Source organism: Streptomyces sp. NPDC046821 (genome assembly GCF_040645335.1).
Classification (GTDB): Bacteria; Actinomycetota; Actinomycetes; order Streptomycetales; family Streptomycetaceae; genus Streptomyces.
On record NZ_JBEYYB010000015.1, the window covers coordinates 121,599 to 147,093 of the forward strand.

The window sequence follows — 25,495 nt, forward strand, 5'->3', positions numbered from 1 at the left end:
CTGATGTCTTGACTGGTCAGGGCCGCGTGTCGGGACTTGTCCGGTTCCTGAAATTTGGTCGCGTCCATGCGATGTGTGCGACCGAAATTGGGTGGGGGCGGGGGTATGGGTTGGACGGCGACGACGTGGGTCCGGGGGCGGCGCTGAGCCGTCAGGTGGGCGGGCGTCTACGTACTGGGAGGCACGTCATGTGCGGAGCGACCGTCGGCACCATGGCGCAAGGGGCGGCAGCACAGGATGCTGTTCCGTATGCCTGGCATCGTTCAAGTCCGCACGGCTGCAGCTACGTTGGTGCTGGATGCGCTGCACCCGCTACGCGAGGCACTGACGGAGACGGAGCGCGCTCGGGCGGCGCGTCTGCCCTCCCCGCTCGACCGTGACGCCTACATCGCCGCGCACCTGCTGGTACGCGCCTGCGCCGCCGAGGCCGCGGGGGTTTCGGCGGCGAGCCTGACGTATGCCCAGCACTGCCCGGACTGCGGCAGCGGCGACCACGGCCGCCCGCGCATTCCCGAGCTCCCCGGCCTGGCGGTAAGCCTGAGCCACACGGCCGGAACGGTTGCGGCATTGGCGGGGCCCGAACGCGTGGCAGTCGATGTCCAACCGACCATCGCGAACGCGTCGGGGCTCGCCGCGGTGGACCGGCTACTGGGGCCTACGCAGGCGGCGGCCGGTTCGGACCCCGCCGAGACGGCCACGCTCCGATGGACGCGACACGAGTGCAGGGTCAAGTGGGGCGACGTGGCGTCGTCCTGGACAACGGGAAGCCCCGATCCGCTGAAACCCCGGCCCTGGATCATCCCCCGATCCACCACCCCCATCTGGGAGGGCGACCGCTGGTCGCTGACCTGGGTGGACGAAGCGACGGGAGTGTGCGGCACGGCGATGTCGACTCGCCGCCTGGAACTGGCGTGGGGCGCTGCACCGTCTGGCTCCGCCCTGGGGCCGAGGTCGCCTGAACCAGCCACTTCAGACCCGAACTTCCCCTGATCATTAGGCTGTTGTCATGACTGAGGAGCAGAGCGGCGAGGGCGCAGTTGTCGAGGCTGATCTCGATCACGTGGGCTGGTCCAACACCCGCGCCTGGGTGGAGCACAGCCTCCGTCCTGGAGACCGCATCCACTCCGCGGCACCTCTGCGAGGCGGCTGGACGTCGCAGATGCGCCGCCTGGAAGTCGAAGGGGATGGCGGCCGGCATTCCTTCGTACTTCGGTCGTTCGTCAAACCGTTCTTCGTAAAGCACGCGCACGGACTGCTCGCCCGGGAAGCGGACGTCCTCCGACTGCCGCCGGCACTAGCGTGCCCGCCGCTCGCCTTCATGCCGTCGATGCGGCAGCCGAGCACTGCGACCATCCCTCGCTCCTGATGTCCCTGCTGGACGTGGAGGACATCGACCGAAGGACGGAACTCCTTGCCCGACAACTGGTCGCGATTCACGGGGTGTTGGTTCCAGAAGAAGCCCGGCCTCGCACCTACCAAGCATGGACCAGCCCAGATCACGTACGTCTTCCCAGGAACCCGAAACAGCCTGAGGTGTGGAGACGCGCCGTGGACGTAATCCGCCGCACACCCCCGACCTATCACCCGTGCTTCCTGCACCGCGACTTCCACCCCGGGAACGTGCTGTTCACGGGTTACGGAGCAGATCTGGCGATCACGGGCGTCGTGGACTGGGTCGAGACATCCTGGGGACCCGCGGACCTGGACGTGGCCCACTGCTCCACCGCGCTCGCTCTCCTGAACGGAGTGGACGTCGGCATACGACTTGCCGACCACTACATCGCAGCCGGCGGAACGCTGAGCGATGACCCCGCTGATCACCTCTATTGGCGCGTCCTCGACGCCCTGGCCTTCGCACCGGACGCGGAAAAGGTCGCCGCTCCGTGGCGGGAACTCGGGAGGCAAGACCTGACATCACCCGTTCTCGAACAGCGCCTGGAGGACTACCTCCACGCACTGCTCAGCCAGTACGGCTGAGGGCCCACCGACGGCTGACACTGTGGTCAGTGATGCCAGTCCACTTCCCCTCCTGGCCCTACCAGCACGGGATCAAGCCCAGAGCCGGTGAGGTTCCAGGACTCGTAGTCGGGGTCCGGGTCGACTCGGAGCCGTGTGCCGTCGTCGAAGCCGAGAAGCAGTGTGCCGAGCCCGGTGACTTCAACTTCGGTGACGACCCTGGTGAACAGGTCGAGCAGCGGCGCCAAGGCAGCCCCGCATCCTGGCGCCAAGAAGGCCCGGTTCCCAGCAGCGTCCGTCAGCGCAATCGGCGTCTCGATGACGAGTTCACCTTGAACGCGAACGCTGCCGCCTGGACCTTGATCAGTGAAGCTGATGCGAACCTGGTAGTCGAAGGCCGTACGCGTGGCACAAGCTCCGATCAGCTCCGTCGGTACTTTCACCACACCCTCCCGCCGCGATTCCAATTCGATCCTCACCACGAGGGTCTGGCGGAATGGAACAGCTTTCGCCCTCGCCGGGCAAGTGGGTTACAACAGACCGAAGTTGAGGGGCTTCCAGCCACGGCCCGGTGGGCGGATGATCGGTTCATGAGTCGTCGCGCTTCAGATCTGCAGACAGAGTTCCGGAACGAGGTCGCTGTGGCGTTCTCGTTTCTGTCCGAGCAAGCGGGGTTCGCACAACCGGTGATGACGAAGGATCAGCGATTCAGCTCTACCGGACTACTCTTCCGCAGCCCTGGGCTGGACGTGGAGGTGCAGTTCTTCGACATGCGTGAACCGGAGGTTTTTACGGGTTTGACCGTGGTGGGACCAGACGGCGCCCTGCGCGAGCACGTCGGACTGGACAAACTCTACGTCTCTGCCGGATGCGGACCCGCCCAAGACGTTCCCGGTCAAGCCCCGAACCGACGGTCCACCCTCAAGCGCGTTGGGCAGCAGGCCACAGCGTTGCGCAAGCTCATGTCCCGCTTTCCGGTTCCCGAACTCAGCCAGTTGATCATCGATCTCAAGGGCGTGAAGGGGACAGCGCTGTAAATCCGTATCGTCCCGGATCTGGTTCCGATGGGTCGCCGGGTCGCCCGTTCTGCTTCCCCACGCCCCTCCAGGAAACGGGACACAGGGCACGCCGCAGAACGGGCGACCGCCGCCCCCTCAGATCGACCCGACGACCTTCCGCGGACTGATCCGGACCACCACCCGCTCGGCGTCGTTGACCGAACCCGGGTTGAACTCGATGTACTTCTTGCCGTTGTACTTCATCGAGAGCTCGTCGATCAGCTCCTGCCCGCCCTCGGTGCTGAGGTCGGCGATGCCGCGGATCTCTGCGTACTCGTACGGGGAGTCGAAGCGCTGCAGCAGCACGGTGACGCGCGGGTCGCGGCGCAGGTTCTTCTCCTTGCGCCGGCCCACGGTCGTCGAGATCAGAACGTCGTCGCCGTCGCGCTTCACCCAGACAGGGGATACCTGGGGGCTTCCGTCGGGCTGGATGGTGGCGATGTTGACGAAGACGGGGCTGTCGAGCAGTTCTTTGAGCTTGTCGCTGAGCTCAGCAGACACGATGAGTCCCTCCGGGCGGGGTGGGTACGGATGTCGTCTTCCCTACTACCTCATCTCGCCGCGTTTTAACGGCACCCGGTAGACGGTCGCCGTGGCGCCGCCCGCCGCGCGCTTCCCGGCCGGGCCCGCCGAACCGCTCGCGTTCAGGATTTGTTCAGGATCTTGGTGCCAGAGTCGATGATCGCGGCCGCCGTGCGCGGTCGGTTCATCCATCGGGGTGCTCACTCGCTTCAGGGCGAGCACTTTGTCATGCCACCAGACATGCCACCAGACTGGAGAAGACGCCGTGCAGAACTCGCGAGTCCTCACCGATCTCGACGTGGAAAACACGGCGGGTACGTCGAGTACGGCGAAATCGGTGATGAAGAAGCTGCCCGAGGTCACCCTGGCGTTCTGGATCATGAAGACCGCCGCGACGACCCTGGGCGAGACGGCGGGTGACCTCTTCGCGCAGACCCTGAAGCTGGGCTACTTCCTCACCACCATCGCGCTGTTCCTGCTCTTCGTGGTGACGCTGGTGGTTCAGCTGTGCTCGCGCCGCTACAACCCGTTCCTCTACTGGACCGTGATCCTGTCGACGAGCATGGCCGGAACCACCATGTCCGACTTCATGAACCGCGACGCCAGCGCCAAGTTCCTTACGGACGGGGCCACTTCGCTCGGCTGGGGTCCGCAGGGCCTCGGTCTCGGCTATCCGACCGGCGCGGCGATCCTCATCTCGATCCTCGCGGTCATCTTCGTCGCCTGGAAGATCAGCGGGATGACGTTCCAGATCCGCGACATCGTCACCTTCAAGGGCGAGGCCCTGTTCTGGTCGGCGATCCTCGTGTCCAACACGCTCGGCACCTCAATGGGCGACTTCCTGTCCGACAGCTCCGGCCTCGGCTACGCGGGCGGCGCACTGCTGGTGACCGGGGTACTCCTCGTACTCGCGGCACTCATGAAGGCGCCCATGGTGCCGAACGTGCTGCTGTTCTGGATCGCCTTCGTCCTCACCCGCCCGCTGGGCGCCACCGCGGGCGACTTCCTCACCAAGCCGGTCGCCAAGGGCGGCCTGGATCTCGGCACCGCGGGTTCGTCCGCCGTCCTGCTGGCCGTCCTGTTCGGGATGATGGGCTACGCCCAGGTGCGGGAGCGCCGGATTGCCGCCGCGGCCCAGGTCAACGGGCAGACGGCCTGACCGTGAATCTCGCTCCGGGGGCGCGCCCGGGGTCGTAGGACACCTCGCCATGTACGGCGCGGGCCGGACGTCGCACGAGTGGCGGACTCAGGCCCGCGCCGTCGTGCGTTGCCGGCACCAGCGACTGGGCGCCGGGGCGAAACAGCGCACTCACCCACCAACGGTGCGCCGCGAATCCTCTTTCAGGACGCGATTGTGCGGCGCCGTTCCGCGGCGGCCAGCGCGGGCCTGCGGTAGTCGGCGTCCGAGGGGTTGAGGGTGACGCCTGGCGGGACGATTTTATCGATGTGGTCGAGGATCTCGTCGTCGAGGTGGACCTCGGCAGCGGCGAGCTGGTCGGTCAGCTGGTCGATGGTGCGGGGGCCGAGGATCACCGAGGTGACGGCCGGGTGGTTCGCCGCGAACGCCAGCGCCATGTGCGTGAGTGAGATCCCCGCGTCCCGCGCCAGGGCGAGCAGTTCCTCGACGGCGTCGAGTTTGCGCCGGTTGCCGGGAAGTGCCGCGGTCCCCCCATCCGGACCGGGAAGTGCCCTTTGTTCGCGAGTACGACGTCGTCGCGGCGGCCGCGCAGGGCCTTGCCGATGATCTCTTCCGCCTCGCCGCCCGAGTACTGGTCGGCGGTGTCGATGAGGTTGATGCCGCTGTCCAGCGCTGTGTGGATCAGCCGTATCGCCTCGGCGTGGTCGCTGTTGCCCCAGGCGCCCAGATGCAGGGCGCCCAGGGAGAACTTGCTGACGGAGATGCCGGTACGGCCGAGAATCCGGTGCTGCATGACTGCCTCCCTGACGTCGTCACCCACGGGGTCGCGCCACTGAGTTGCCACTCCCCCGACGCCATGAAGTTAGTATTTGCAACATTGATGTTGCAAGTAGCCAGAATGAGGGACTGTTGATGTAGCGTGTCGATGTGACGGTGCACAAGCAGCAGCAGACGCCACGGCCCCGCCGGGCGGACTCCGAGCGGACCGTGCGGACCATCCTGGAAGCGGCCGAGCGTGTCCTGGCCGCCAACCCGGCGGCGACGATGGAGGACTTCGCCAAGGCCGCGGGCGTGGCCCGGACCACGGTCCATCGCCGGTTCGCCACCCGTGAGGCGCTCCTGGACGAACTCACCGGCTGGGCCGCACGCCAGTTCGCCGACGCCGTCGATGCCGCTCGCCCGGACGCCGCCCCGCCACTCGTCGCCCTCTACCAGATCACCGCCAACGTCCTACGCGTGAAGACGGACTGGTCGTTCGCCATGAACCGCGCGGCGGAGGACAGCCACCCAGAGGCGGCCCGCATCCACGCCGACGTACGCGCCACCTGCATCCGGCTCTTCCGCCGCGCCCAGGAGGGCGGCGCACTCCGCCCCGACATCGACCTCGACTGGACCCGGCGCGTCTACTACGCGCTCATCCACGAAGCAGCCAAGGAGGGAGTGGTGGCCGGCGCCGACCCCGACGCCCTCGCCACTCGCGTCGTGGACACCTTGCTGCGCGGCGCCGGGACTCCGGCCGCTATCGCCGGAATGTGACAGGAGCTAGCGCCCCAGCAGGTCGAGCGCGGACCGGACGGTGTCCAGAAGCGGCTGGCCGATCGCCCCGATGGTGGAGGCGATAGCCGCGAGGGCCATCAGGGACCGGCGCCGGGTGGCCGGCTCGGCCGACGGGCCGGCCGCGAGGACGGGAAGCACCTCGTCGATGGAGGCCTGGTCCTCTTCGGGTACGTCACCACGCAGCGCCCGTGCCAGTTCGACGACGGCCCGCAGCGTCTCCTCCAAGGTGGGCTGCGGGGCGTGATGGTTATGGACGATGCCCGTGTGGCCGTCGCCGCCATTGATGACGACCCTGTCGCCGAATTGGAAGTCACCACCCGTCACTTCGACACCCCCGTGTGACCGCTACCGCCATAAATGTTCACCGAGTCACCGAAATGGTAATTGCCGTAATTGGTGATCGCCAGGGTCGTCACCGCGGCGTGGAACTCCGCGTCCGGCCGGTCGATCGCCTCTGCGATCGAGTACACGAGCCCGTTCAGGTACTCGCGCTTACCCGTCACCAGGGCAGTGGAGCGGCCGTTCGTCTCGACCGCGAGGACGGGATGGGACGCGGCGAAGACCACGCTGACCATTTCGGCGAAGAAGTAGATGAGGGCGCCGATGGCGACCACCAAGAAGAACCCGAACACGCCGTCGAGACCGGACGAGGATCCGTATTCGTACGACCCGCTCGACGAATCCGAGACCCACATCATGAGGAGGATCACGAGCAGGGTGATCCCGCCTCGTTTCAGGAACCGCGCGAACGCCGCTCCGCGGCGCGGCGTCAGCTCGAAGGTGTAGACGCGGACAATGTTCTCCAGCGGGTACGCGGCGCCGTGCACCCAGAGCAGCCGCTTACTGATGACGAGGCCGCCGCGCGGCGGGACGCCCGGCGCGGCAGGCGGTGGCGGAGACGGGGCACGTGACGGCTTCGGTGGCGGTGCTTCGGACGTTCCCATGCTTCCCCCGAGATGTAGCGGTTTTGGCGTGGGCCTTATTACGTACCCGAACTGTGCGCTGCACAAGGTGAGTTCAGGTCTTCCCAAGGACAGTATTCCGCTACACCGCACTACAACTCCCCCGCCACCTAACCCCTAGACATCGTCAGTTCCTCTTCAACGTGCGGGTGATCCCGGCGAGTACCGCAGTCGTCAGGATCCAGCCGGCGGCGATGAGGGCGTAGGACAGCCAAGCGGTGGTGCCTCCCGGCCAGTACCAGGTCGTGCGTTGGCCGAGACCTCCGATCGGGATCAGCAGGTCGAGTGTGTAGACGAACGGGTTGAACGGCGGTACTTGGCCGGGCTGAGTCGGTCGGGGTGTGTGGGTGGCGAAGACTGTGGTGCCGAGCAGGACGAGCGCCGTGAGCCACATGCCCGCCAGCCAGGGGCGGTAGCCATAGCCGACGGTGGCATCGAGGAGGTGGCCCCACAGGCGGGAGGGCAGGCCCAGGGTTGCTCTGCGGTGGCGCTGCTTGGCCAGCAGGACGCGTCGCGCGTCGTCGTCATGGCCGATCTGCCGGTACCACGCGGCCAGTTGCTCGTAGGGCTGGGCGGCGTAGGTGGGATGCCGTCGTATCCATGCCAGGCGACGCTCCACCGACACTGACTGGAGATCACCGTTGTCGTGGAGGGAACCGTAGGTGAAACCCTGAAGCCGTACGGTGTCCGGCCAGCGGTCCTCTCGGTCGTGGACGGTGACGGCCCGGGCGTTCTGAAGGTCCACCTGGCCGGACAGCGGCTCGGCCGGGGTGAACACGAAGACGCCCACCTGCATACGTGCGCAGTCGAGCGCCGTGCCGGTTACGGAATTGATCACGCCGCTCGTACAACCTTTACAGTCCGCACCGAGGAAGTCATGTCGTCAGCGGTCGATCGGTGGCACGCCGTCCAAGCCTGTCTCGCGCAGGATCTTCTCAACTGTCTTGTCCAGGGTGCTGGTTGCGTCGATGACGGTTTCCGTCTCGTCGGGCAGGAGGTCCCGGTGGCGGTACCAGTCGCGTAGGTGGTCCTCGGTGACCTGTGCCAGGTACTTGGCATCTGGTTTGGTCGCGTGGCGGCGCAGCGTTTCCTCGAAAGGCACGTTGAGGTAGTAGCAGCGGGTGACACCACGGTGGGCGTGCACCAGGTCCTGAAGCATCGCGCCGTAGCGGTCGGCGTACAGGATGCCCTCGATGACTACGTGGAAGCCGTTGTCCAGGGCGTAACGGGCTGTCAGGTCGATGAGGCCGATGTTCGCGCCGCCGGGCAGATCGTGTTCGCGCAGGACCATCCGGCGGAGGTTGTCCTGGCCGACGATCGCGAGGTTGCGGCCGAACTTGTCACGCAGGCCGGCGGCAACGGATGACTTCCCCGAGGCACTGTTGCCTCGGACGACGACCAATCGCGTTTCTTCGGTTCCCACCACACTCGGCACGATAGAGGCTGCTGCCGGCACTGGCTCATGGTCCGTTCAGCCTTGACCAGGATGCGCCCCCTCCGGCGCCCCGCCCATCATCGTCAGCATCTGTCGGCCGCCGGTGCGGAAGAAGCGGATGAGCAAGGCCAACGCCAGTAACAGGAAAGCGAGGTTGAGGAACGTGGTGTAGTTCCAGCTCACCCCGCCCGTCGGGATCTTCGCGTCTGCCTGGTCCGGTACCAGGCCGAGTCCGCCGAAGACGAGCTCGACGACGTAGCCGGCCGCCACCATGACCAGGTAGGAGGTTCCGGCCAGGTAGAGCGTCATCCGGGTGCCGTAGTACTTCCGGTAGATGTTCAGGATCGGCAGGATCAACAGGTCCGCGAAGATGAAGGCGATCACGCCGCCGAAGCTGATCCCGCCCTTCCAGAGGACCACTGCCAGCGGCACGTTGCCGATCGAGCAGACGAAGGAGACGAGCGCCACGACCGGTCCGACGATCGGGCCCCAGATCTTGGACGCGAGCGGGTGGCCGTGGAAGAAGAAGTTCTGCCAGAAGGAATCGGGCACCCAGGCCGCGATGGCTCCCGCGATCAGCAGGCCCAGTACGAGATCGCGCAGGATGGCCGCCCACTCCATAACGAAGACGTGTGCGACGGAGGTGTATCCCTCGGGCGAGAGGAGGCGCTGCCGGAAACTGCCTTCTTTCCGTACGGACATGTCCATCGCCGCGTGCCCCTCCATGGAGCCGGTCAGACCGCGGTCCGCCTGGCGCCGGGCCTCGTCGAGCAGTTTGGTGCGCAGCGTGAGCCGGAACAGTACGGCGAGCAGCACGATCATGACGGGGCCGCCGGTGAACTCCGCCAGCGTGAACTGCCAGCCCATCAGCAGCGCCAGGATCACGCCGAGCTCGACGACCAGGTTGGTCGAGGCGATCTCGAATGCCATCGCGGCGGTGAAATCGGCGCCTTTGCGGAACAGTGAGCGGGCGAGGGCCACTGCTGCGTACGAGCAGGACGACGAAGCCATCCCGAGCAGTGAGGCGGTGGTGAGCGTACGGGGGCGGTCGTCGCCCATGAGACGGACGACGGTGGATTTGCGTACGACCGCCTGGACCACGGCCGAGAGCAGGAAGCCGAGGATCAGCGCCCAGGTGATTTCCCAGGTCATCGCTCCGGCGATGGACAGCGCGTGGAGTACGGCGTCGACGGCGGGCACGGGTGGTGCTCCTGGAGGGGTTGGGGCTGCTGTGTCGGAGGGGCGCGCGCGGCGGAGGCGTGGGCTGCGGCCGAGGCGTGGGGGCGGCTGAGGCGTGGGTGACGGCCGGGGCGTGGGCGGTGGCCGCCGGCCCGGTCTGAGGTCCGGCGGATTCAGGTCCTCAGGTCGTGTGAGGTCCGGCCTCCGCAGGCCTGGCTCAGACAGCTCGCTCCAAGGTCGCGAACTCCTCGTCCGTGAGCCGTACCGCCGCCGCGGCGACGTTCTCCTCCAGATGGGCGACGGAGGACGTCCCCGGGATGGGCAGCATCACCGGGGACCGGCGCAGCAGCCAGGCGAGGGCGAGCTGGGACGGAGTCGCGCCGTGCTCCTTGCTGATCGTGGCGAGCGGGCCGCCCGGTTCGGCGAGGGCGCCGGTGGCGATGGGGTACCACGGGATGAAGGCGATGTTCTCGCGCTCGCAGTGGTCGAGTACGTCCTCCGAGTCGCGGTCGGCGAGGTTGTAGAGGTTCTGGACCGAGACGATGTCGGCCGTCCGGCGGGCCTGTTCGAGCTCGGAGACGGAGACCTGGGAGATGCCGATATGACGGATCTTGCCCTCCTCCTGGAGGCGAACCAGCTCTCCGAGGGACTCCTCGACCGGAACCTGCGGGTCGATGCGGTGCAACTGGTAGAGGTCGATCCGCTCGACGCCCAGGTGGCGCAGGCTCTGCTCCGCCTGTCGGCGCAGGTGGTCGGGTCGTCCGTTCGCGTGCCACATCTCGGGGCCGGGGCGGGTCAGGCCGCCCTTGGTCGCGATGACCAGATCCTCGGGGTAGGGGTGCAGGGCCTGCTTGATCAGTCGTTCGCTGACGTCAGGGCCGTAGGAGTCCGCGGTGTCGATGAGCGTCACCCCGAGGTCGACGAGCCGCCGCAGCACCCGTACGGCCTCGTCGGGGTCCTCCGGCTCGCCCCAGATGCCGGGTCCGGTGATGCGCATGGCGCCGAAGGCGAGGCGGTGCACCGGCAGGTCACCGCCGAGCCGGAAGGTGCCGGAGGCCGCTGCCGGGGAAGGAGTGCTGGTCACTGGGTTTCCTTCTTTCCTCGTGCACGAGCGCACGCGTGCGCTCGTGTCCGCGTGTGCTCGTGCACTCGTGTCTGAGGGTCCGTCCCGAGGCGGGCGACGACGGTCGCCGAGCCGCTGTGGGCTCAACCTTCCACCTCGACCGCCTACCGGACACTCACCTATTCAGGCGATCCGGCCGGCGCTGCCGCAACCCCCTCACCTTTTCAGGCGAGGGACAGGTTGCCGGGCCCGTCGGAGCATCGGTTACTCCAAGGAGTTGCTTCAAGGAGTTGCTTCAAAGAGTTGCTCCAAGGACAGATTCTGCTTGCCGCCCAGTTGAAGGAAGGCTTCACATGGCCGACGTCGAACGAGGCAGGGACCCCGGGTGGGCCCCGATCGCGCCGCTCTCCGGCGATCACCTCACGCGGCTGAGGGCAGTCGGGGAGGAGCTTTCGGCTGTCGAGGGCGACGTCCTCTTCTCGGCGGGCGATCCGACGTACGACTTCTTCGTCGTGCTTGAGGGAAGTGCGGACATCGTCGAACGACTCGGCACGGCGGACGAGCGCCTGGTCGTGTCCTTCGGACCGAGGGAGTTCCTGGGCGAGATCGGGATGCTGACGGGCGAGCGTTCGCGCTTCTACGGTGTGATGCGGACCCCGGGCCGGCTGCTCCGCGTATCGGTGCAGCAGATCCAGACGCTCGTCGCGCAGGACGCCGAGCTGAGCGAATACATCCTTCGGACCTTCCTGGAGCGCCGGGCGAATCTGCTGCGGAGGGGCACGGGCCTGACCGTCATCGGCTCCCGGTACGACGAGCGGTGCCGTCGGCTGCTGCAGGCGTTCTCGCTGAGCAGGACGGCTGTCCGCTGGATGGACCTCGAGGAGCATTCGGACGCCGAGGCGCTCCTGCGTGAGCTCAAGGTCCCCGTATCGGACCTCCCCATCGTCCTCGTCCCCGGCCGGCCACTGCTGCGTAACCCCGACCCGGCCGACCTCGCCGCCGAGTTCGGCGAGCCGCCGAGCGCGACCGGCCCCGACCACGACATCTGCGATCTGCTGGTCGTGGGCGGCGGCCCGGGCGGTCTGGCGGCAGCGGTGTACGGCGCTTCGGAAGGTCTCGATACGGCACTCATCGATGCGGCGGCGTTCGGCGGCCAGGCGGGAACTTCCTCTCGGATCGAGAACTACCTCGGTTTCCCGGCCGGTCTCTCCGGCGCCGAACTGGCCGCCCGCGGGACGATCCAGGCCACGAAGTTCGGGGTCGAACTCCACCGGAACGCCCGGGCCACGGCCTTCGCGAGCCGCGCCGGCCTGCACATGGTCACCTGCGACGACGGGCGGGTCTTCAGGGCTCGCGACGTGATCATCGCCACCGGGGCCGAGTACCGGCGCCTGGACATCCCCGGCATCGAAGCCTGGGAGGGCAACGGTGTCTACTACGCCGCCACCGTGACCGAGGCCAGACACTCGCGCGGACGACCGGTGGCCGTGATCGGCGGCGCGAACTCGGCGGGTCAGGCCGCGATGTTCCTGTCCCGGTCCTGCGACCGGGTGCATCTCCTGGTCCGGGGAGCGGACCTGGAGCACTCGATGTCCCGGTACCTGATCGATGCGATCCGCTCCAACCCGAGGATCGAGGTCCGGGTTCGTACGGAGGCGGTCGGCATCATGGGCGATTCGTCGGTCACGGGGATCGAGGTCGTCGACCGCGCCACCGAGGAGCGCTCCGGTCTGGAGGTGGGCGCCGTCTTCGTGTTCATCGGCGCCACTCCTTGCACGGGATGGCTCGGTGACCAACTGGCAACCGACTCCAAGGGCTTCGTTCTCACCGGCCGCGATCTCACCAGCCTGCCAGGGGACGCGAGAACGCCGTTCCCCTTCGAGACGAACATGGCCGGCGTCTTCTGTGTCGGAGACGTACGCAGCGGGAGCGTCAAGCGCGTCGCGGCAGCGGTCGGTGAGGGCTCCGCGGCCGTTCGGCTCGTCTTCGAACGGCGGCGGGCCGACGGGGCGGAAATTCCGTGATCGCAGCGGGCGGCCTGCGAATGTCGAGAACGCGTAACCGGCTCCGTCCCAGGAACACAGGCGGCCACGCCACCAGAGGCCGTACGACAAAGAACAAAGAGGGAGAAACCAGCATGGCGCTTCAGCGGATGGACAACGTCGGCATCGTCGTCGAGGACATGGACGCCGCCATCGCGTACTTCGAGGAACTCGGCATGGAGCTGGAGGGCCGGGCGGAGGTCAAGGGCCGCTTCGCCGACCAGTGCACCGGACTCGACGGCGTCCACTGCGACATCGCCATGCTCAGGACCCCGGACGGTCAGAGCAGGCTGGAGCTGTCGAAGTACCGCAGCCCCGCGGTGATCAGCGACGGGCCGCGCAACCGGCCGCACAACATCCTGGGCACGCACCGCGTCATGTTCGCCGTCGACGATCTCGAGGACACCGTTGCCCGCCTGCGCCCGCACGGTGCCGAACTCGTCGGCGAGATCGCCCGGTTCGAGGACAGCTACCTGCTCTGCTACGTCCGCGGCCCGGAGGGCATCATCGTGGGACTGGCCGAGCAATTGGGATGAGAAGGCGGTTTCCTTCTTCAGTTCGTTCAGGTACGAAAAAGGATTGGACGGGATGCCGATCCGGCTTGTAGCTTGCGATTGACCGTGACGCCGCCCGAGGAGGTGAGACCCATGAACGCTGTATCGACGTGGGTGCTCCCCCTTTCCGTCACGGCCGGCGACTGACGTAGGTGTCGCCGGGAGCGCCTCGACATCAAGGCACTCCCGAAAGGCAACACCAATGCATTCTCTGCACTCTCCGCACTCTTTGCAGTTCACCGCTGAGTCGTCGTCGAACGGTATGCACGAGCGCGACTTCACCGTGGGCGACGTACCCGGAGTTCTCTGGTCGCCGGCCTCCGGCACCGACCGCGCGCCTCTGGTCCTGATGGGCCACGGCGGCGGCGCCCACAAGAAGCACCCGTCGATGCTGGGCCGCGCCCAGCGACTCGTGACCGGCTGCGGCTTCCATGTCGCCGTCATCGACGCGCCCGGCCACGGCGACCGACCGCGCAGCGCGCAGGACGAGCAGGCCGTCGCCGAGCTGCGCACGGCTCAGGCGGCGGGCGAGCCGGAACGCCCGATCGTCGTTCCTTACAACGCCCGCCTGGCGGAAATCGCCGTGCCCGAGTGGCAGGCGACCCTGGACGCTCTTCAGGAGCTTCCGGAAATCGGAGCCGACGGGCCGGTGGGCTACGCCGGAATCGCCATGGGCACCGCGATCGGGGTGCCGCTGGTGGCGGCCGAGCCCAGGATCACTGCCGCGGTCTTCGGGCTGATGTGGCCCGATGCCCTGGTCGAGGCGGCGAAGCGGATCACCGTCCCGGTCGAGTTCGCCATGCAGTGGGACGACGAGCGCATCCCTCGTGATGCGTGCCTCGCGCTGTTCGACGCCTTCGCCTCGAAGGAGAAGACGCTGCACGCCAACGCGGGCAAGCACTTCGACTACCCCAGGTTCGTCGAGGCCGACAGCGCGGCCCGATTCCTCGCGAGGCACCTCGGCGAGGCGGTGACCTCGGCGGCCTGAAGGTGAGCGTTGGCGGCGCCCGATCTGACCATCGGGCGCCGCCAGCTGTTCCAGGCCGAATGTCCCCCGCTGTCAGTGGTGCCATGCAGGATGTGGCCATGGAGCCTTCAAAGACGATTCAGTTGCTCTGGTCCCGTATGCAGGCCCGTGACTGGGCAGGCGTCGGTGAACTGCTGGCGGACGACGTGACGGTGGAATGGCCGGTCAGCGGTGAACGCATCCGCGGCCGGGAGAACTACGTACGTATCAACGCGGAGTATCCGGAGGGATGGTCGATCAACGTCCTTCGTGTCCTGTCGTCCGGGAGCGAGGTGGTGTCCGAGGTCGAGGTTCCTCACGACGCGATGGGCGTCCACCGGGTGGCATCGTTCTGGACTGTTCGGAACGGCCTGGTAGTCAACGGCCGTGAATACTGGACGGAGTTGGGATCGGACCCGTCACCGGAATGGCGGGCTCCGTACGTCGAGCGCATCTGACGGCCTTTCGTGTTCCTCCGGTCCGCCCGCTGATGAACCGAACCCGTCTACCGGCGGATGAGGCGGGTGAAGGTGACCCCGTTGGGGAAGGTGGTGCGCTCGGCGACGTCGAAGGCGGTGGGGTCGAAGGCGCCGTCGACCACCGGGATTCCGGTACCGGCGATGACCGGATAGGTCTTGATCAGTAGCTCGTCGATCTCCGGCAGCAGGGTACCGGCGAGCCGGCCGCCCCCGCAGAGCCAGACGTCCAGGCCGGCGCCTGCCTCGCCCTTGAGCTCGCGGACGAGGGCGAGCGGGTCGTTCGGCACGACGGTGACGGCTGGGTCGGTGTCGGGCTTGAGGGTGCTGGACACCACGTACTGGCGCAGGTGCGCGTACGGGCTGGTGATCCCGTTGTCGTAGGCGGGGCGGTAGGTGCCGAGGCCCATGACGACGGTGTCGAAACGCCGGTTGGGTGCGTCGGCGACGCCGGCGACCGCGCGATACGCGGTCGGGACGGTCTCCGGGTACAGCGCGTTGATCGAGGTCAAATAGGCGGCGGCCTGCTGCTCGTCGCCCTGCGGAAAGAAGTCGAACTCGCCGCCGGGACCGGCGATGCGGCCGTCGAGCGAGACGCCGACGTAGTACACGAGCTTTCGCACAGTAGTCCCCCACACGTAGTACTCTGCTTGAAGTGGTTTGAACGTAGTACTACACCTGGAGTGGTGTCAATGGTGAGACGGAATGACCAGCGGCGCGCCGCCCTTGTCGACGCGGCGATCGAGGTGCTGGCCCGGGAAGGCGCACGCGGCCTGACGTTCCGGGCCGTGGATGCCGAGGCAGCCGTTCCCGCCGGCACGGCGTCCAACTACTTCTCCAGTCGCGACGAGCTGTTCACTCAGACCGGTGCCCGGGTCTACGAGCGACTCCAGCCTGACGAAGCCACCATCGCCCGCCAGCAGACGGCCGGCCGCGACCGGGACACCTACGTGGAGTTGATGCGCGAACTCGTCGGCCGCGTCGCCTCCTTCCGCACCGGCTACCTCGCGCTGCTGGAACTCCGCCTGGAAGCCACGCGCCGCCCCGAACTGCGCAAGGTCCTCACGGAGCGAGTCCGGGCCGACGTGGATGCCAACGTCGCCTATCACGAGGCTTCCGGTCTCCCCGGCGACACCACGGCCGTCAAGCTGCTCATCCTGACGCTGAACTGGCTGATCGTCGAACAGCTCACCCTGCCGGACGTCTTCACGGAGGCAGAGCGTGACCAACTGGTGACGGCTGCGGTGGAGCGCATCGTGGCAGCGGAGTAGCCGCCCAGACCCGCCCAGCCCAGGCCAGCCCAGGCCCGCCCCGCCCCGCCCCTCCCCGGATGACTCAAGTCCGATGGGCTGGCAGCGAGTTGGACCGGACGGCCTCGACAGCCACCCGCACATCCGAGAGAACGGGGGTCGCGCATTCGCGCTGCGAGCCGAGCTCGGCCGACACGGCGATGCGGTGTCACTGTGGGCCGATTTCGACACCCAGATAGGCGATTACGCGCCTGATGGGGCCGTGGACATCATCGTCAACAACGCCGGGATCGGGCGCAGCACGGACCTGGCCTCACTGACCGAGGAGAACTTCGACGAGGTCTTCGCCGTGAACGTGCGTGCGCCGTTCTTCATCGTCCAGGAGGGGCTGAAACGACTGCGCGACGGGGGACGGATCATCAACATCTCCAGCGGTGCGGCCCGCATCGCCATGCCGGAGATCATCGCCTACGGCGCCACCAAGGGCGCCCTGGACACCTTCACCCTCAATCTCGCCAAAGAACTCGGCCCCCGTGGCATCACCGCGAACTCGGTGGCGCCCGGCGTCATCGACACGGACGTCAACGCCGGCTGGCTGCGCGGCAATCCGGAAGCCGAGGCCCACGCGGCCTCCCTGGCCGCGCTCGGCCGGGTCGGGCAGCCGGAAGACGTGGCCGGCATCGTGGCCTTCCTCGCCTCGGACGATGCGCGCTGGGTGACCGGGCGAGTGCTTGATGCGACGGGTGGGTCCGGGTTGTGAGCCTTACCCCTTGATTGGGGGCCACCGAGCGTCACACCTCATCCCCCGCACGCCGCGCGCGGAACGCCGCCGCCTTGACCCGGTTCTGGCACGCCGTCGAGCAGAACTGGCGGCCGGCGTTGCGGGAGGTGTCCACGTAGACCCGGTCGCAGCGGGGGGCCGCGCAGACCCCGAGGCGGCCGGCGTAGTCGCCGCCGAGGGCCATGGCGAGGCCGGTGGCGCAGCCCGCGATCCAGCCGATGGCATAGGAGTCGTCGGAACCGTGGAAGTGAACTTGCCACGGTTCGCCGGGAGTTCGGTCGAGTTGAGGGCGGGCGCCGGTCTCACGCAGCAGTGAATTGAGGGCGGGGGCCGCGTCGTCAAGGCTGTCGGCGGCCACTGCCTCGAACACGGTACGCAGGGCGCGGGCGGTGTCGGCCAAGCGGTCCGCCTCACCGAGTTCCAGGTCCACCCCGGCGGAGAGCGCCGCGCGGACGGCCCCGATCCGCTCGGCGCCTTCGGGGGCGACGTACGAACGGCCGCGCGCCTCACCGTCCGTCAGCGCGTTGACGAGCGCCACCGAAGCATCGAGCAGGGCCCTCATGTGACTGTCGAATAGCACTTGACCAGTTACCTCTCGCCCGCCTACGGTTCCTGTCACTGACAATAGATGATTGACCAGTGATGGGAGAGGTGACGTGCTGCGCTCCGAACCACTGCCCCGCGCCGTCCGTCTGCTACTGCTCGCCCGAGTCGTCAACCGGCTCGGAGCCTTCTCCTTGCCCTTCCTCACCGCGCTGATCCGTACCGACCATGGCGCGAGCCTGACCACCGCCGGGCTGGTCAGCGCCGCGTTCGGGCTCGCGACGATCCCCTCACGGCTGGCCGGCGGAGGGCTGGCCGACCGGATCGGCAGGCGCACGACCATCGTGCTCGGGCTCTGCGGATGCGCCGTGGCGCAGCTGGCGATCGCGGCCTCCGCGTCTCTCACCTGGGCGATCACCGGAGCCGTACTGCTCGGCCTGGCCTTCGAGCTCTACGAGCCACCCAGCCAGGCGATCATCGGCGAGTCCGTGCCGGCGCGGCAACGGGTGCGTGCGTTCAGCCTGTTCAGCGCCGCGCTCGCGGCCGGCGGCATGGGCGCCGGACTGCTCGCCGCCCTGCTCGGGCGCTGGGACCTGCGCTGGCTCTTCGTCGCCGACGCCGTGACATGCCTGGCCTGCGCCCTGCTGATCCGGCTGGCCCTCCCCCACGACCGTCCGACACAGGCCGGAACGGACCATCACGGCCGTCCGGCACGGACCGGAACGGACCACCACGACCGTCCGACACAGACCGGGCCGGACCACGGCGACGACACCGCCGTACGGCCACTACGGGACCGAGCTCTGCTGAGCGTCCTGGCCACCGGAACCGCCTATGCCCTGATCAACCAGCAGACCGTAATGACCCTGCCGCTCGCGCTGACACAGCAGGGCCGTCCCGCTGCCGACGCCGGGCTGCTGTTCACCGCCGCCGCAGCCACCACCGTGCTCGCCCAGCCGCTGATCCGGCTCCCGTGGACGAGCCGCCTCACGACACCCGTCGCGCTCGCCCTCGCCCATCTCCTCCTGGCCGCGGGGCTGGTCGCATACGCTCTCGCCCACACCCTCCCTGCGCTCCTCGCCTCAGCGGCTGTGTGGAGTCTCGGCGACCTGCTGGTCATCGGCCGCGTCTACGCGCTCGTCACCGACCTTGCGCCAACTGGCGGAAGCGGCCGTTACCTTGCCGTCTTCGGCACCAGCTGGGGCGTCGCCGCGACGCTCGCCCCCGTCCTCGGCACCCAACTACTCGCCCGCGCGGGCACCACGACGCTGTGGTCCACGATGGCCGCACTCTGCCTGCTGCTCGCCCTGCTCCACCTCCGGGTTACACCGCAGTCGCCCGGAGGCCGCGAGGTCGCGCGGGCGGCTCGGCTCCACACCCCGGATGCCGCGTAAGGAGGTGGCTCGGGCGGCGATGTCCGCGGCGGGCGCCGGCCACTCCCACCGACACCCCCCACCCCCTCAATCCACCGCAGGGCGCACAGCAACCGCCGTAAGCAGCTCAGCCAGCCGACTGACGTCCGCTGCCATGTCGATCTCCGGATTGAGCAGCCACTGCAACTGAAGCCCGTCGGTCGCGGCGATGAGGATGCGCGCCGCCCAGGCCGGATCGGTGAGCCCGGGTGGAACACCGCCCTCCGAAGGCTGCTCGGAACCAGTGGCCGGCGCGGCCGCCTTCCGCTCGATCGCCGTCGCCAGCTCCGAGCGGAAGCGGTCGTAGCGCTCGGCGAAGAAGTCGTGGGCCGGATGGTCGGGTTCGGCCGCAGCTGCGGCCAGGTCGACGAAGAGTTTGACGAGGCCGGGCGTCTCCGCGTTCTGCGCCAGCATGTCCGCATAGCCCGCGTCGGCCTTCTCGAAGTCCCCGTACACCTCGGTCCCGGCCGCGTCGCGGGCCGCGAGCACGGCGGTGAGCAGGGCCTCGCGGCCGCCGAAGTGGTGCAGGATCCCCGCGTCCGTCATGCCGACGCGCTGGGCGATGTCCCGCACCGAGACCTTGCGGCTGCCCGCCTCCGCGTACGCCGCGAGCGCAGCCTCGATGATCTGCTGCCGCTTCGCCGCGGTCTTGGCGTACGGGCCCCGGGGAGTGGTCATGAGCGGAGTCTAACGAAGCGGGAGCCCAAAACATTGACCATCAATGTTTTGAAGTTTACGGTGAGGCAACCTCGACGCGACACGGCATCAGGAGCCCTTTAGGAGCCGTCCGTGCCCCACACCTCACCCCTCGGTCCGGCCTCGGTCGCAGGCGGCACCGAAACCGAGAAGTCCCCCGCGAGATCCCGCCGGTTGGGCCCTGTACTCGCGGCCACGCACCTGAGTTGGATGCTGCCCACCGCAGCCGCACTCACCTTGCTCCAAGCCCGCCTGGGACAACTCGACACCGGCACCAAGCTCACCCGCTTCGCCGTCCTGTCCACCGTCGGAGCGGTCACCGCGCTGGCCGCGAACATCGCGTTCGGCCTCCTCTCGGACCGGACGCGGTCCCGCTACGGCCGGCGCAACCCGTGGATCGCCGTCGGCGGCTTCGCGGCCGCCGGCTGCATCAGCTCGATGTCTTTCGCCGACAGCTTCCCTGGGCTGCTCGCCCTGGTCGCGGCCTTCCAGGTCGCCCTCAACGCGATGCTGGCCCCGCTGTACGCGGTGCTGCCGGACCGTGTCCCGTCCGGGAGGATGGGCAAGGCCGCGGCCTGGGTCGGGCTCGGCGTGCTGGTCGGGCAGAGCCTGGGGGCGGTCGCGGCGGGCGCGTTCGTCACCTCGCCGAGCGTGGGGCTGCGCTGGTTGCCGTGGCTCGCCGCGGTGGGTGGGGTGCTGTTCTTCTTCACAGCCCCGGACACGTCCTCCAAAGATCTGCCACAACCACCCTTCTCTGTAAGGGAGTTGGGCCGCAACCTCCTACCACCGAAGGACACCGACTTCTTCTGGGCTCTGGCGGGCCGGCTGATCGCGCTGCTCGGGGTCAACCTGGTCCTGGTGTACCAGCTCTACGTACTCACCGATCACCTGCGCCTCTCCACCGCACAGGCGGGATCGGTGATCGCCCTGGGCGCGATCATCTCCGCGCCTGCCTCCGGCCTAGCCATCGCCGTGTGCGGGCCGCTGTCGGACCGGCTCGGGCGGCGCAAGGTGTTCATCGTGGCCGGAGCGATCGTCATGGCCGCCTCGATCGTCCCGCTGGCACTCGCCCCGGCCCGCTGGTCCTTCTACGTCTTCGCCGGTGCCGCCGCTCTCGGCTGGGGCTGCCTCAGTGCGGTCGACCAGGCCGTCGTCTCGGAGGTGCTGCCCAACCAGCACAACCGCGCCAAGGACCTCGGCTTCCTCAACGTCGCCAACACCGTCCCGCAGCTGATCGCCCCGGTCGCGGCGAGCCTGCTCGTACCCGCCTTCGGATACCGAACCCTGTTCGCCGTGGCCATCGTGCTCACGCTCGCGGGCGGGTTGTGCATCCTGCCGCTACGCCGCGTCACCTGACGTCAAGCCGTATGTCTCGCACCACCGCACCACGCCACCACCAACCCACCCCTCGGAGCACACGATGACCGACCTGAGCACCACCATGCCCGCCGGCTTCCTCTGGGGAGCGTCCACCGCCGCCCACCAGATCGAGGGCGGCAACCACAACAGCGACTGGTGGGAGATGGAGCAGCACGTCCTGGCAGAGGGCGGCGGCCCCATCCAGGAGTCCAGCGGCGACGCCTGCGACAGCTTCCACCGCTGGCCCGAGGACATGGACCTGCTCGCCCAACTCGGTTTCACCGACTACCGGTTCAGCATCGAATGGGCCCGCATCGAACCGGCACCGGGCGAGATCTCCCACGCCGCGATCGACCACTACCGCCGGATGGTCGAAGGCGCCCACGAGCGCGGCCTGCGCCCGCTGGTGACACTGCACCACTTCACCGCACCACGCTGGTTCGCCCACCGGGGTTCCTGGTACGCCGAGGACGCAGCCGACCGGTTCGCCCGCTACGTCGAGGCCGCCGCCCCGGTCTACGCGGATGGCGTGGACCACGTGTGCACCATCAACGAGCCGAACATGGTGGCCCTCTTCCCCGCGCTCGTCGAGATGCTCACCGGGGACGGGGGTGCGACCGAGCAACTCGCGAACCATGGGCTTCCGGAACCGGACGCCAAGCTCACCGAGTCCATGATCCGTGCGCACCGCCGCGCGGCCGAGGCCGTCAAGTCGCGCGCCCCACATGTGCGCACGGGCTGGTCGGTCGCAGTTCAGGCCGTGCAGGCGATCGAGGGCGCGGAGCAGGCCGCCAAGGCCTACGGCCGCCCGCGTCAGGACGTCTTCCTGGAAGCGGCACACGGCGACGACTGGCTCGGCGTGCAGACGTACACCCGCACCCGGATCGGCCCCGACGGCCTCGCGCCCGTTCCCGACGAGGTCGAACGCACCCTCACCGGCTGGGAGTTCTACCCGCAGGCACTAGGGGAGACACTGCGACACGTCTCGACCGTCGCCCCGGACGTGCCACTCATCGTGACGGAGAACGGCATCGCCACGGACGACGACACCCGCCGCGTCGCCTACACGGCCGGCGCGGTGTCCGGCATGGCCAACGCGATGGCCGACGGCGTCGACGTACGCGGCTACTTCCACTGGTCAGCCCTCGACAACTACGAATGGGGCAGCTTCCGCCCAACGTTCGGCCTCATCGCGGTGGACCGCACCACGTTCGCCCGCACCCCGAGGCCGTCCGCTGCGTGGCTCGGCGGGGGTGGCCGCGACCGCCGCTGGCCTACGGCCTGACGAGCGGTTTCGGGCAAGCCCTTGGGGTGCTCGTGCCCAATGCCTCGGGCACGAGCACCCCGCCTTGCCGGGCGCACACCAGCAACTCATGCCCTCACACGGGCGAGCCTTGACCAAGAGGATGGCGATAACGCAATTTGTTGAGTGAGGCCCCGCCGGTGGTGTCCTCCACGGCCGTGCCGTCCGCACCCCAACCAGAGCCCTCGTAAAAACGCCTGGCGCGCACGTTGTCCTCCAATACCCACAAGGTGGCGCGCCTGTAGGCGGCGTGCCCGAGAGCCGCCAAGGTCGCGACCATCAGCCGGCTGCCGGCGCCGGTGCCCCAGACCTCCGGCAACGCATAGAGCGTGCCGATCTCGGCAACTGCAGGATCCTCGTCAGCCGGGCCGAAACTCGCGAATCCGACTACCCCCGCCTTTCTTTCGGCTACCAGAACTCCCGACGAGGGCCACCGTGTCTCCGCGATGCGCCTCCTCCATCCGGGCTCTTCCCGGTCAGGGTCCATCGCGTCGAGGTAAGGCTGCGGAACGACACCGGCAAAGGCCGACTGCCAGGAACATACGTAGACGCGGGCGACAGCTGCCGCATCTTCAGGCCAGGCCTGCCGAATCCTCATGCCCGCCATCTTTCTGGGCGCCGCGTGCCGGGCCAAGTTCTTTTCGAGGTCCGTACGACGACCGCCACATCCATCTGAACGTCACGCACTTGCCCCGCCGTCCGCGACCAGGTCGTGGCCGACGACGAAGCTCGACTCCTCGGAGGCCAGCCACAGAACCGACGCGACGATCTCGTCAGTCTCCGCGAGTCGCCCGAGTGGGATGGTGCCGTTCAGCCGGGCCGCACGGTCGGCCTCCGTTTCTCCGGGCATGAAGGTCATCGAGGTGTTGGCGGCGCCGGGGCTGACGGCATTGATGCGGATGCCGTCCTTGATGTGGTCGAGGGCGGCGGTTCGGGTGAGCGTTGAGACGGCCGCCTTGGTCGCGGCGTAGGCGCCGGTGCCGGGGTAACGGACGTGGTCGCCGATATTGGAGGCGGTGTTGACGATCACGCCGCCGCCGTGGGCACGCATGTGCCGGATCTCGTACTTCATGGTGAGCATCACGCCGGTCAGGTTGACCGCGAGCTGCGCGTGCCACTGTTCCTCGTCCAGATCGCCGAGCGGGCCGGCGGCGGTGAAGACGCCCGCGTTGTTGTGCGCGATGTGCAGTCCGCCGTGCCGGGAAACGGCCGTGTCGACCATCTCCTGCACCGAGGCCGAGTCGGTGACGTCGGCGATGACCGCACTCGCCGTACCGCCGTCCTGCTCGATGAGCTTGATCGTCTGCGTGACGTTCTCGGCGTTGCGGCCGACGGCGACGACCGTGGCACCCCGGGCCGCGAAGGCGCGAGCGCTGGTACGCCCGATGCCGGAGCCGGCTCCGGTGACGAGCGCGACCTTGCCGTGGAATGAGGCGGACATGATGGATCTCCTTGATATCGCGGGCAGGGGGAAGGCGTCGGCGTCATTTCCGTGCCGACCAACACAGAAAGAGCATGTACTCCACCTCCGGCGCAGGTCAAGGGTTATATTTAACGGGCGACACAAAAAGGAGTGGTGGTATGGCAGGCAGAGGCAGGCCCCGCGCGTTCGACCGGGACGAGGCCCTGCGCCGAGCTCTGCGCGTCTTCTGGGAACGCGGCTTCCAGTCGACCTCCATGAGCGACCTCACCGCCGCCATGGGTATCAACTCCCCCAGCATCTACGCGGCTTACGGCTCCAAGGAGCAGCTCTTCAACGAGGCCGTCGAGCTCTACGCCCGCACCGAGGGCGCTCACACCCAGCGCGCCCTGGCCGAGGAACCGACCGCCCGCGCCGCGGTGGAGGCGATGCTGCGCGACAACGCCGCGGCATACGCGGACCCCGCCACTCCGACCGGCTGCCTGATCGTGCTGGCCGCACCCCTATCCGTATCGGAGCATGCCTCGGTCCCCGAGGCCCTCGCACGTATGCGGGGCGAGATCCACACCCTGATCCGCGAACGGGTGCGGCGGGGCATCGAGGAGGGCGACGTACGGCGGGACGCTGACGCCGAGGCCATCGCGTCCTTCTACGGCACCGTGCTGAACGGGCTGTCGATCCAGTCTCGGGACGGCGCCTCGGCCGCGCAGTTGCAGCACACCGTCGACGGGGCCATGGCGGCTTGGGAGGTCTTGGCCGCGCCTGCTCACCGGGTTGCGGACTGAGTCCGTGCGCCGTGCGGCCCGGCCGGCCCTGCGGAGGCTGCCTGGACGCCTCGGCTAGAGCTAGAGGGGGACAGCCGAGGTGCTCAGCTGCCCCCCACTCGTCAAACCTTGGTCACCGGTTCCTGGAGCTCGGTCACCCACTCGTCGTGGTTTTCGGGGCACTCCAGGTTGATCTCTCGCGGGTAGCCGGTCGAGCGGTAGCCGTTGGTGGCGATCCAGTGGCCCAGCGTCTGAATGGAAGGCAGGACCGCCTCCATCGAGCCGCGGTGCACGATGGTCGCCGCCTGTTCTACGGGCGGCAGGTCTACGATCCTCAGCTCGTCGTCCTCCCTGACGGGCGCGGCCACCACGACACCGGCGTGGACGAGGATGCCGCCGTCCTCGGCATCCTCGTAGTACGAGACGCCAAGGCCGGAGGGGGCGATACCTGCCGCCTCCAGACGCCGGAACAGCTCCTCGTACAGCGGCTGGATGACCGGGCTGATGGTGTCGAAGTCCGGTGCTACACCGGTCAGTTCGGCCACCCGTACGCTCGGCAGGCTCTTCAGTACGACCTCGTTGCTGGGCATCTGCCCCTCGCTCTCGATCGAGCGGAGCCTCGCCTCGACCTGGACCAGCCGGGCCGCGGCGGCCGTCATCGCCGCCTCCAGCTCGGCGCGCCGCAGCCGCAGCATGGCGCGGAGTTCCTCGGTGGTCACCTGCTCGTCCAGGATCTCCTGGACTTGCTGGAGGGTGAAGCCGAGGTCCTTGAGCGCGATGACGCGGTTGAGGCGGGCCAGTTGGGCCGCCGTGTAGTAGCGGTAGCCGCTGGCCGGGTCCACGTGGGCCGGGCGCAGCAGACCGGTCGCGTCGTAATGACGCAGCATCCGGACTGAAACGCGACCGTGCCGGGCGAAGTCTCCGATGGTGAACATGATGTCTCCGAGTTGACCGCCTGACACGGTGTAAGGGTCAAGAACTCTAGTTGTTCCGCCACGGAGGCTGAACCGCGTCCCTTC

The 25,495-nt window shown here is 68.2% G+C and carries 28 protein-coding genes and 3 pseudogenes; 15 read left to right on the forward strand and 16 right to left on the reverse strand.

Going from position 1 to position 25,495, the window contains the following annotated elements:
* Window positions 1-249 precede the first annotated feature (249 nt).
* Window positions 250-990 (forward strand): hypothetical protein, encoded by a 741-nt coding sequence (locus ABZ893_RS29235; protein WP_361409443.1) that lies wholly within the window; start codon window positions 250-252, stop codon window positions 988-990.
* 16 nt (window positions 991-1,006) lie between these two features.
* Window positions 1,007-1,977: pseudogene (locus ABZ893_RS29240) on the forward strand (aminoglycoside phosphotransferase family protein).
* A gap of 26 nt (window positions 1,978-2,003) precedes the next feature.
* Here ABZ893_RS29240 and ABZ893_RS29245 read toward each other — a convergent pair.
* Window positions 2,004-2,435, reverse strand: a complete 432-nt coding sequence (locus ABZ893_RS29245; RefSeq protein ID WP_361409446.1) for a DUF6188 family protein — start codon at window positions 2,433-2,435, stop codon at window positions 2,004-2,006.
* A gap of 111 nt (window positions 2,436-2,546) precedes the next feature.
* Between ABZ893_RS29245 and ABZ893_RS29250 the strand changes: the two genes are divergently transcribed.
* A complete protein-coding gene (locus tag ABZ893_RS29250) occupies window positions 2,547-2,993 on the forward strand; it encodes a hypothetical protein (RefSeq protein WP_361409449.1) in 447 nt (148 codons plus the stop codon).
* Between the two features lie 117 nt (window positions 2,994-3,110).
* On the opposite strand, the gene ABZ893_RS29255 is transcribed toward ABZ893_RS29250, so the two are convergent.
* Together ABZ893_RS29255 and ABZ893_RS29260 are read right to left on the reverse strand one after the other, a co-directional pair.
* Entirely contained in the window at window positions 3,111-3,515 is a 405-nt protein-coding gene (locus ABZ893_RS29255; protein WP_361409452.1) for a PPOX class F420-dependent oxidoreductase, read from the reverse strand.
* A gap of 45 nt (window positions 3,516-3,560) precedes the next feature.
* On the reverse strand, window positions 3,561-3,728 hold the full coding sequence (locus ABZ893_RS29260) for a hypothetical protein (RefSeq protein ID WP_361409455.1): 168 nt from the start codon (window positions 3,726-3,728) through the stop codon (window positions 3,561-3,563).
* A 73-nt stretch (window positions 3,729-3,801) separates the two neighbouring features.
* On the opposite strand from ABZ893_RS29260, the gene ABZ893_RS29265 reads away from it, so the two are divergent.
* Window positions 3,802-4,695: a hypothetical protein gene (locus tag ABZ893_RS29265; RefSeq protein ID WP_361409458.1), complete on the forward strand. Its 894-nt coding sequence runs from the start codon at window positions 3,802-3,804 to the stop codon at window positions 4,693-4,695.
* 182 nt (window positions 4,696-4,877) lie between these two features.
* Here ABZ893_RS29265 and ABZ893_RS29270 read toward each other — a convergent pair.
* Window positions 4,878-5,467, reverse strand: a pseudogene (locus tag ABZ893_RS29270) (aldo/keto reductase).
* A 134-nt stretch (window positions 5,468-5,601) separates the two neighbouring features.
* Between ABZ893_RS29270 and ABZ893_RS29275 the strand changes: the two are divergent.
* A complete protein-coding gene (locus ABZ893_RS29275; protein WP_361409461.1) occupies window positions 5,602-6,210 on the forward strand; it encodes a TetR/AcrR family transcriptional regulator in 609 nt (202 codons plus the stop codon).
* Window positions 6,211-6,216: 6 nt separating this feature from the next.
* Here ABZ893_RS29275 and ABZ893_RS29280 read toward each other — a convergent pair whose 3' ends face one another.
* The 6 genes from ABZ893_RS29280 to ABZ893_RS29305 all read right to left on the reverse strand — a co-directional run bounded on the left by ABZ893_RS29280 (window position 6,217) and on the right by ABZ893_RS29305 (window position 10,891).
* Window positions 6,217-6,555: a hypothetical protein gene (locus ABZ893_RS29280; protein WP_361409463.1), complete on the reverse strand. Its 339-nt coding sequence runs from the start codon at window positions 6,553-6,555 to the stop codon at window positions 6,217-6,219.
* The gene (locus tag ABZ893_RS29285) at window positions 6,552-7,175 is read right to left on the reverse strand and encodes a DUF6232 family protein (RefSeq protein ID WP_361409466.1); all 624 of its coding nucleotides are present in this window, start codon (window positions 7,173-7,175) and stop codon (window positions 6,552-6,554) included. Before ABZ893_RS29285 ends, ABZ893_RS29280 begins: the two co-directional genes overlap by 4 nt.
* 145 nt (window positions 7,176-7,320) lie before the next feature.
* Window positions 7,321-8,031 carry a hypothetical protein gene (locus ABZ893_RS29290; RefSeq protein ID WP_361409469.1) on the reverse strand — a complete coding sequence of 237 codons (711 nt, stop codon included), beginning with the start codon at window positions 8,029-8,031 and terminating at the stop codon, window positions 7,321-7,323.
* Window positions 8,032-8,076: 45 nt separating this feature from the next.
* Window positions 8,077-8,616: an AAA family ATPase gene (locus ABZ893_RS29295; RefSeq protein WP_361409472.1), complete on the reverse strand. Its 540-nt coding sequence runs from the start codon at window positions 8,614-8,616 to the stop codon at window positions 8,077-8,079.
* Window positions 8,617-8,664: 48 nt separating this feature from the next.
* The gene (locus ABZ893_RS29300; RefSeq protein ID WP_361409476.1) at window positions 8,665-9,828 is read right to left on the reverse strand and encodes a permease; all 1,164 of its coding nucleotides are present in this window, start codon (window positions 9,826-9,828) and stop codon (window positions 8,665-8,667) included.
* A 196-nt stretch (window positions 9,829-10,024) separates the two neighbouring features.
* Window positions 10,025-10,891: an aldo/keto reductase gene (locus ABZ893_RS29305; protein ID WP_361409479.1), complete on the reverse strand. Its 867-nt coding sequence runs from the start codon at window positions 10,889-10,891 to the stop codon at window positions 10,025-10,027.
* A gap of 332 nt (window positions 10,892-11,223) precedes the next feature.
* Here ABZ893_RS29305 and ABZ893_RS29310 point away from each other — a divergent pair, with 332 nt between their 5' ends.
* The 4 genes from ABZ893_RS29310 to ABZ893_RS29325 all read left to right on the forward strand — a co-directional run bounded on the left by ABZ893_RS29310 (window position 11,224) and on the right by ABZ893_RS29325 (window position 14,930).
* The gene (locus ABZ893_RS29310; RefSeq protein ID WP_361409482.1) at window positions 11,224-12,894 is read left to right on the forward strand and encodes an FAD-dependent oxidoreductase; all 1,671 of its coding nucleotides are present in this window, start codon (window positions 11,224-11,226) and stop codon (window positions 12,892-12,894) included.
* Window positions 12,895-13,007: 113 nt separating this feature from the next.
* The gene (locus ABZ893_RS29315; protein WP_361409485.1) at window positions 13,008-13,448 is read left to right on the forward strand and encodes a VOC family protein; all 441 of its coding nucleotides are present in this window, start codon (window positions 13,008-13,010) and stop codon (window positions 13,446-13,448) included.
* A gap of 220 nt (window positions 13,449-13,668) precedes the next feature.
* Window positions 13,669-14,454, forward strand: coding sequence for an alpha/beta hydrolase (locus tag ABZ893_RS29320; protein ID WP_361409488.1), 786 nt, complete (start codon window positions 13,669-13,671; stop codon window positions 14,452-14,454).
* A gap of 98 nt (window positions 14,455-14,552) precedes the next feature.
* Complete coding sequence (locus tag ABZ893_RS29325; RefSeq protein ID WP_361409491.1) at window positions 14,553-14,930, forward strand: nuclear transport factor 2 family protein; 378 nt, start codon at window positions 14,553-14,555, stop codon at window positions 14,928-14,930.
* Window positions 14,931-14,977: 47 nt separating this feature from the next.
* On the opposite strand, the gene ABZ893_RS29330 is transcribed toward ABZ893_RS29325, so the two are convergent.
* On the reverse strand, window positions 14,978-15,571 hold the full coding sequence (locus tag ABZ893_RS29330; RefSeq protein ID WP_361409494.1) for a dihydrofolate reductase family protein: 594 nt from the start codon (window positions 15,569-15,571) through the stop codon (window positions 14,978-14,980).
* A 69-nt stretch (window positions 15,572-15,640) separates the two neighbouring features.
* Between ABZ893_RS29330 and ABZ893_RS29335 the strand changes: the two genes are divergently transcribed.
* Window positions 15,641-16,219, forward strand: coding sequence for a TetR family transcriptional regulator (locus ABZ893_RS29335; RefSeq protein ID WP_361409497.1), 579 nt, complete (start codon window positions 15,641-15,643; stop codon window positions 16,217-16,219).
* 121 nt (window positions 16,220-16,340) lie between these two features.
* A pseudogene (locus ABZ893_RS29340) lies at window positions 16,341-16,958 on the forward strand (SDR family oxidoreductase); the annotation flags it as partial.
* Window positions 16,959-16,989: 31 nt separating this feature from the next.
* Here ABZ893_RS29340 and ABZ893_RS29345 read toward each other — a convergent pair.
* Window positions 16,990-17,541: a CGNR zinc finger domain-containing protein gene (locus ABZ893_RS29345; protein WP_361409500.1), complete on the reverse strand. Its 552-nt coding sequence runs from the start codon at window positions 17,539-17,541 to the stop codon at window positions 16,990-16,992.
* Between the two features lie 70 nt (window positions 17,542-17,611).
* Here ABZ893_RS29345 and ABZ893_RS29350 point away from each other — a divergent pair, with 70 nt between their 5' ends.
* Window positions 17,612-18,916 carry an MFS transporter gene (locus ABZ893_RS29350; RefSeq protein ID WP_361409503.1) on the forward strand — a complete coding sequence of 435 codons (1,305 nt, stop codon included), beginning with the start codon at window positions 17,612-17,614 and terminating at the stop codon, window positions 18,914-18,916.
* A gap of 66 nt (window positions 18,917-18,982) precedes the next feature.
* Here the strand turns inward: ABZ893_RS29350 and ABZ893_RS29355 are convergent, their stop codons facing one another.
* Complete coding sequence (locus ABZ893_RS29355; protein ID WP_361409506.1) at window positions 18,983-19,612, reverse strand: TetR/AcrR family transcriptional regulator; 630 nt, start codon at window positions 19,610-19,612, stop codon at window positions 18,983-18,985.
* A gap of 228 nt (window positions 19,613-19,840) precedes the next feature.
* Between ABZ893_RS29355 and ABZ893_RS29360 the strand changes: the two genes are divergently transcribed.
* Window positions 19,841-20,986 carry an MFS transporter gene (locus tag ABZ893_RS29360; RefSeq protein ID WP_361409509.1) on the forward strand — a complete coding sequence of 382 codons (1,146 nt, stop codon included), beginning with the start codon at window positions 19,841-19,843 and terminating at the stop codon, window positions 20,984-20,986.
* 64 nt (window positions 20,987-21,050) lie between these two features.
* A complete protein-coding gene (locus ABZ893_RS29365; protein ID WP_361409512.1) occupies window positions 21,051-22,274 on the forward strand; it encodes a family 1 glycosylhydrolase in 1,224 nt (407 codons plus the stop codon).
* A 94-nt stretch (window positions 22,275-22,368) separates the two neighbouring features.
* On the opposite strand, the gene ABZ893_RS29370 is transcribed toward ABZ893_RS29365, so the two are convergent.
* Together ABZ893_RS29370 and ABZ893_RS29375 are read right to left on the reverse strand one after the other, a co-directional pair.
* Window positions 22,369-22,890: a GNAT family N-acetyltransferase gene (locus tag ABZ893_RS29370; RefSeq protein ID WP_361409515.1), complete on the reverse strand. Its 522-nt coding sequence runs from the start codon at window positions 22,888-22,890 to the stop codon at window positions 22,369-22,371.
* Window positions 22,891-22,971: 81 nt separating this feature from the next.
* Window positions 22,972-23,733: an SDR family oxidoreductase gene (locus tag ABZ893_RS29375; protein ID WP_361409517.1), complete on the reverse strand. Its 762-nt coding sequence runs from the start codon at window positions 23,731-23,733 to the stop codon at window positions 22,972-22,974.
* 140 nt (window positions 23,734-23,873) lie between these two features.
* On the opposite strand from ABZ893_RS29375, the gene ABZ893_RS29380 reads away from it, so the two are divergent.
* Window positions 23,874-24,497, forward strand: a complete 624-nt coding sequence (locus ABZ893_RS29380) for a TetR/AcrR family transcriptional regulator (RefSeq protein WP_361409520.1) — start codon at window positions 23,874-23,876, stop codon at window positions 24,495-24,497.
* A 101-nt stretch (window positions 24,498-24,598) separates the two neighbouring features.
* On the opposite strand, the gene ABZ893_RS29385 is transcribed toward ABZ893_RS29380, so the two are convergent.
* Window positions 24,599-25,411: a MerR family transcriptional regulator gene (locus ABZ893_RS29385; protein WP_361409523.1), complete on the reverse strand. Its 813-nt coding sequence runs from the start codon at window positions 25,409-25,411 to the stop codon at window positions 24,599-24,601.
* Window positions 25,412-25,495: the final 84 nt, after the last annotated feature.

Bases quoted from the DNA above. Each gene is read 5' to 3' on its own strand.
- ABZ893_RS29235 (WP_361409443.1), top strand. From the start codon at position 250: ATGCCTGGCATCGTTCAAGTCCGCACGGCTGCAGCTACGTTGGTGCTG.
- ABZ893_RS29250 (WP_361409449.1), top strand. From the start codon at position 2,547: ATGAGTCGTCGCGCTTCAGATCTGCAGACAGAGTTCCGGAACGAGGTC.
- ABZ893_RS29260 (WP_361409455.1), bottom strand. From the start codon at position 3,728: ATGGATGAACCGACCGCGCACGGCGGCCGCGATCATCGACTCTGGCAC.
- ABZ893_RS29285 (WP_361409466.1), bottom strand. From the start codon at position 7,175: ATGGGAACGTCCGAAGCACCGCCACCGAAGCCGTCACGTGCCCCGTCT.
- ABZ893_RS29310 (WP_361409482.1), top strand. From the start codon at position 11,224: ATGGCCGACGTCGAACGAGGCAGGGACCCCGGGTGGGCCCCGATCGCG.
- ABZ893_RS29315 (WP_361409485.1), top strand. From the start codon at position 13,008: ATGGCGCTTCAGCGGATGGACAACGTCGGCATCGTCGTCGAGGACATG.
- ABZ893_RS29320 (WP_361409488.1), top strand. From the start codon at position 13,669: ATGCATTCTCTGCACTCTCCGCACTCTTTGCAGTTCACCGCTGAGTCG.
- ABZ893_RS29325 (WP_361409491.1), top strand. From the start codon at position 14,553: ATGGAGCCTTCAAAGACGATTCAGTTGCTCTGGTCCCGTATGCAGGCC.
- ABZ893_RS29335 (WP_361409497.1), top strand. From the start codon at position 15,641: ATGGTGAGACGGAATGACCAGCGGCGCGCCGCCCTTGTCGACGCGGCG.
- ABZ893_RS29345 (WP_361409500.1), bottom strand. From the start codon at position 17,541: ATGAGGGCCCTGCTCGATGCTTCGGTGGCGCTCGTCAACGCGCTGACG.
- ABZ893_RS29355 (WP_361409506.1), bottom strand. From the start codon at position 19,612: ATGACCACTCCCCGGGGCCCGTACGCCAAGACCGCGGCGAAGCGGCAG.
- ABZ893_RS29360 (WP_361409509.1), top strand. From the start codon at position 19,841: ATGCTGCCCACCGCAGCCGCACTCACCTTGCTCCAAGCCCGCCTGGGA.
- ABZ893_RS29365 (WP_361409512.1), top strand. From the start codon at position 21,051: ATGACCGACCTGAGCACCACCATGCCCGCCGGCTTCCTCTGGGGAGCG.
- ABZ893_RS29370 (WP_361409515.1), bottom strand. From the start codon at position 22,890: ATGAGGATTCGGCAGGCCTGGCCTGAAGATGCGGCAGCTGTCGCCCGC.
- ABZ893_RS29375 (WP_361409517.1), bottom strand. From the start codon at position 23,733: ATGTCCGCCTCATTCCACGGCAAGGTCGCGCTCGTCACCGGAGCCGGC.
- ABZ893_RS29380 (WP_361409520.1), top strand. From the start codon at position 23,874: ATGGCAGGCAGAGGCAGGCCCCGCGCGTTCGACCGGGACGAGGCCCTG.
- ABZ893_RS29385 (WP_361409523.1), bottom strand. From the start codon at position 25,411: ATGTTCACCATCGGAGACTTCGCCCGGCACGGTCGCGTTTCAGTCCGG.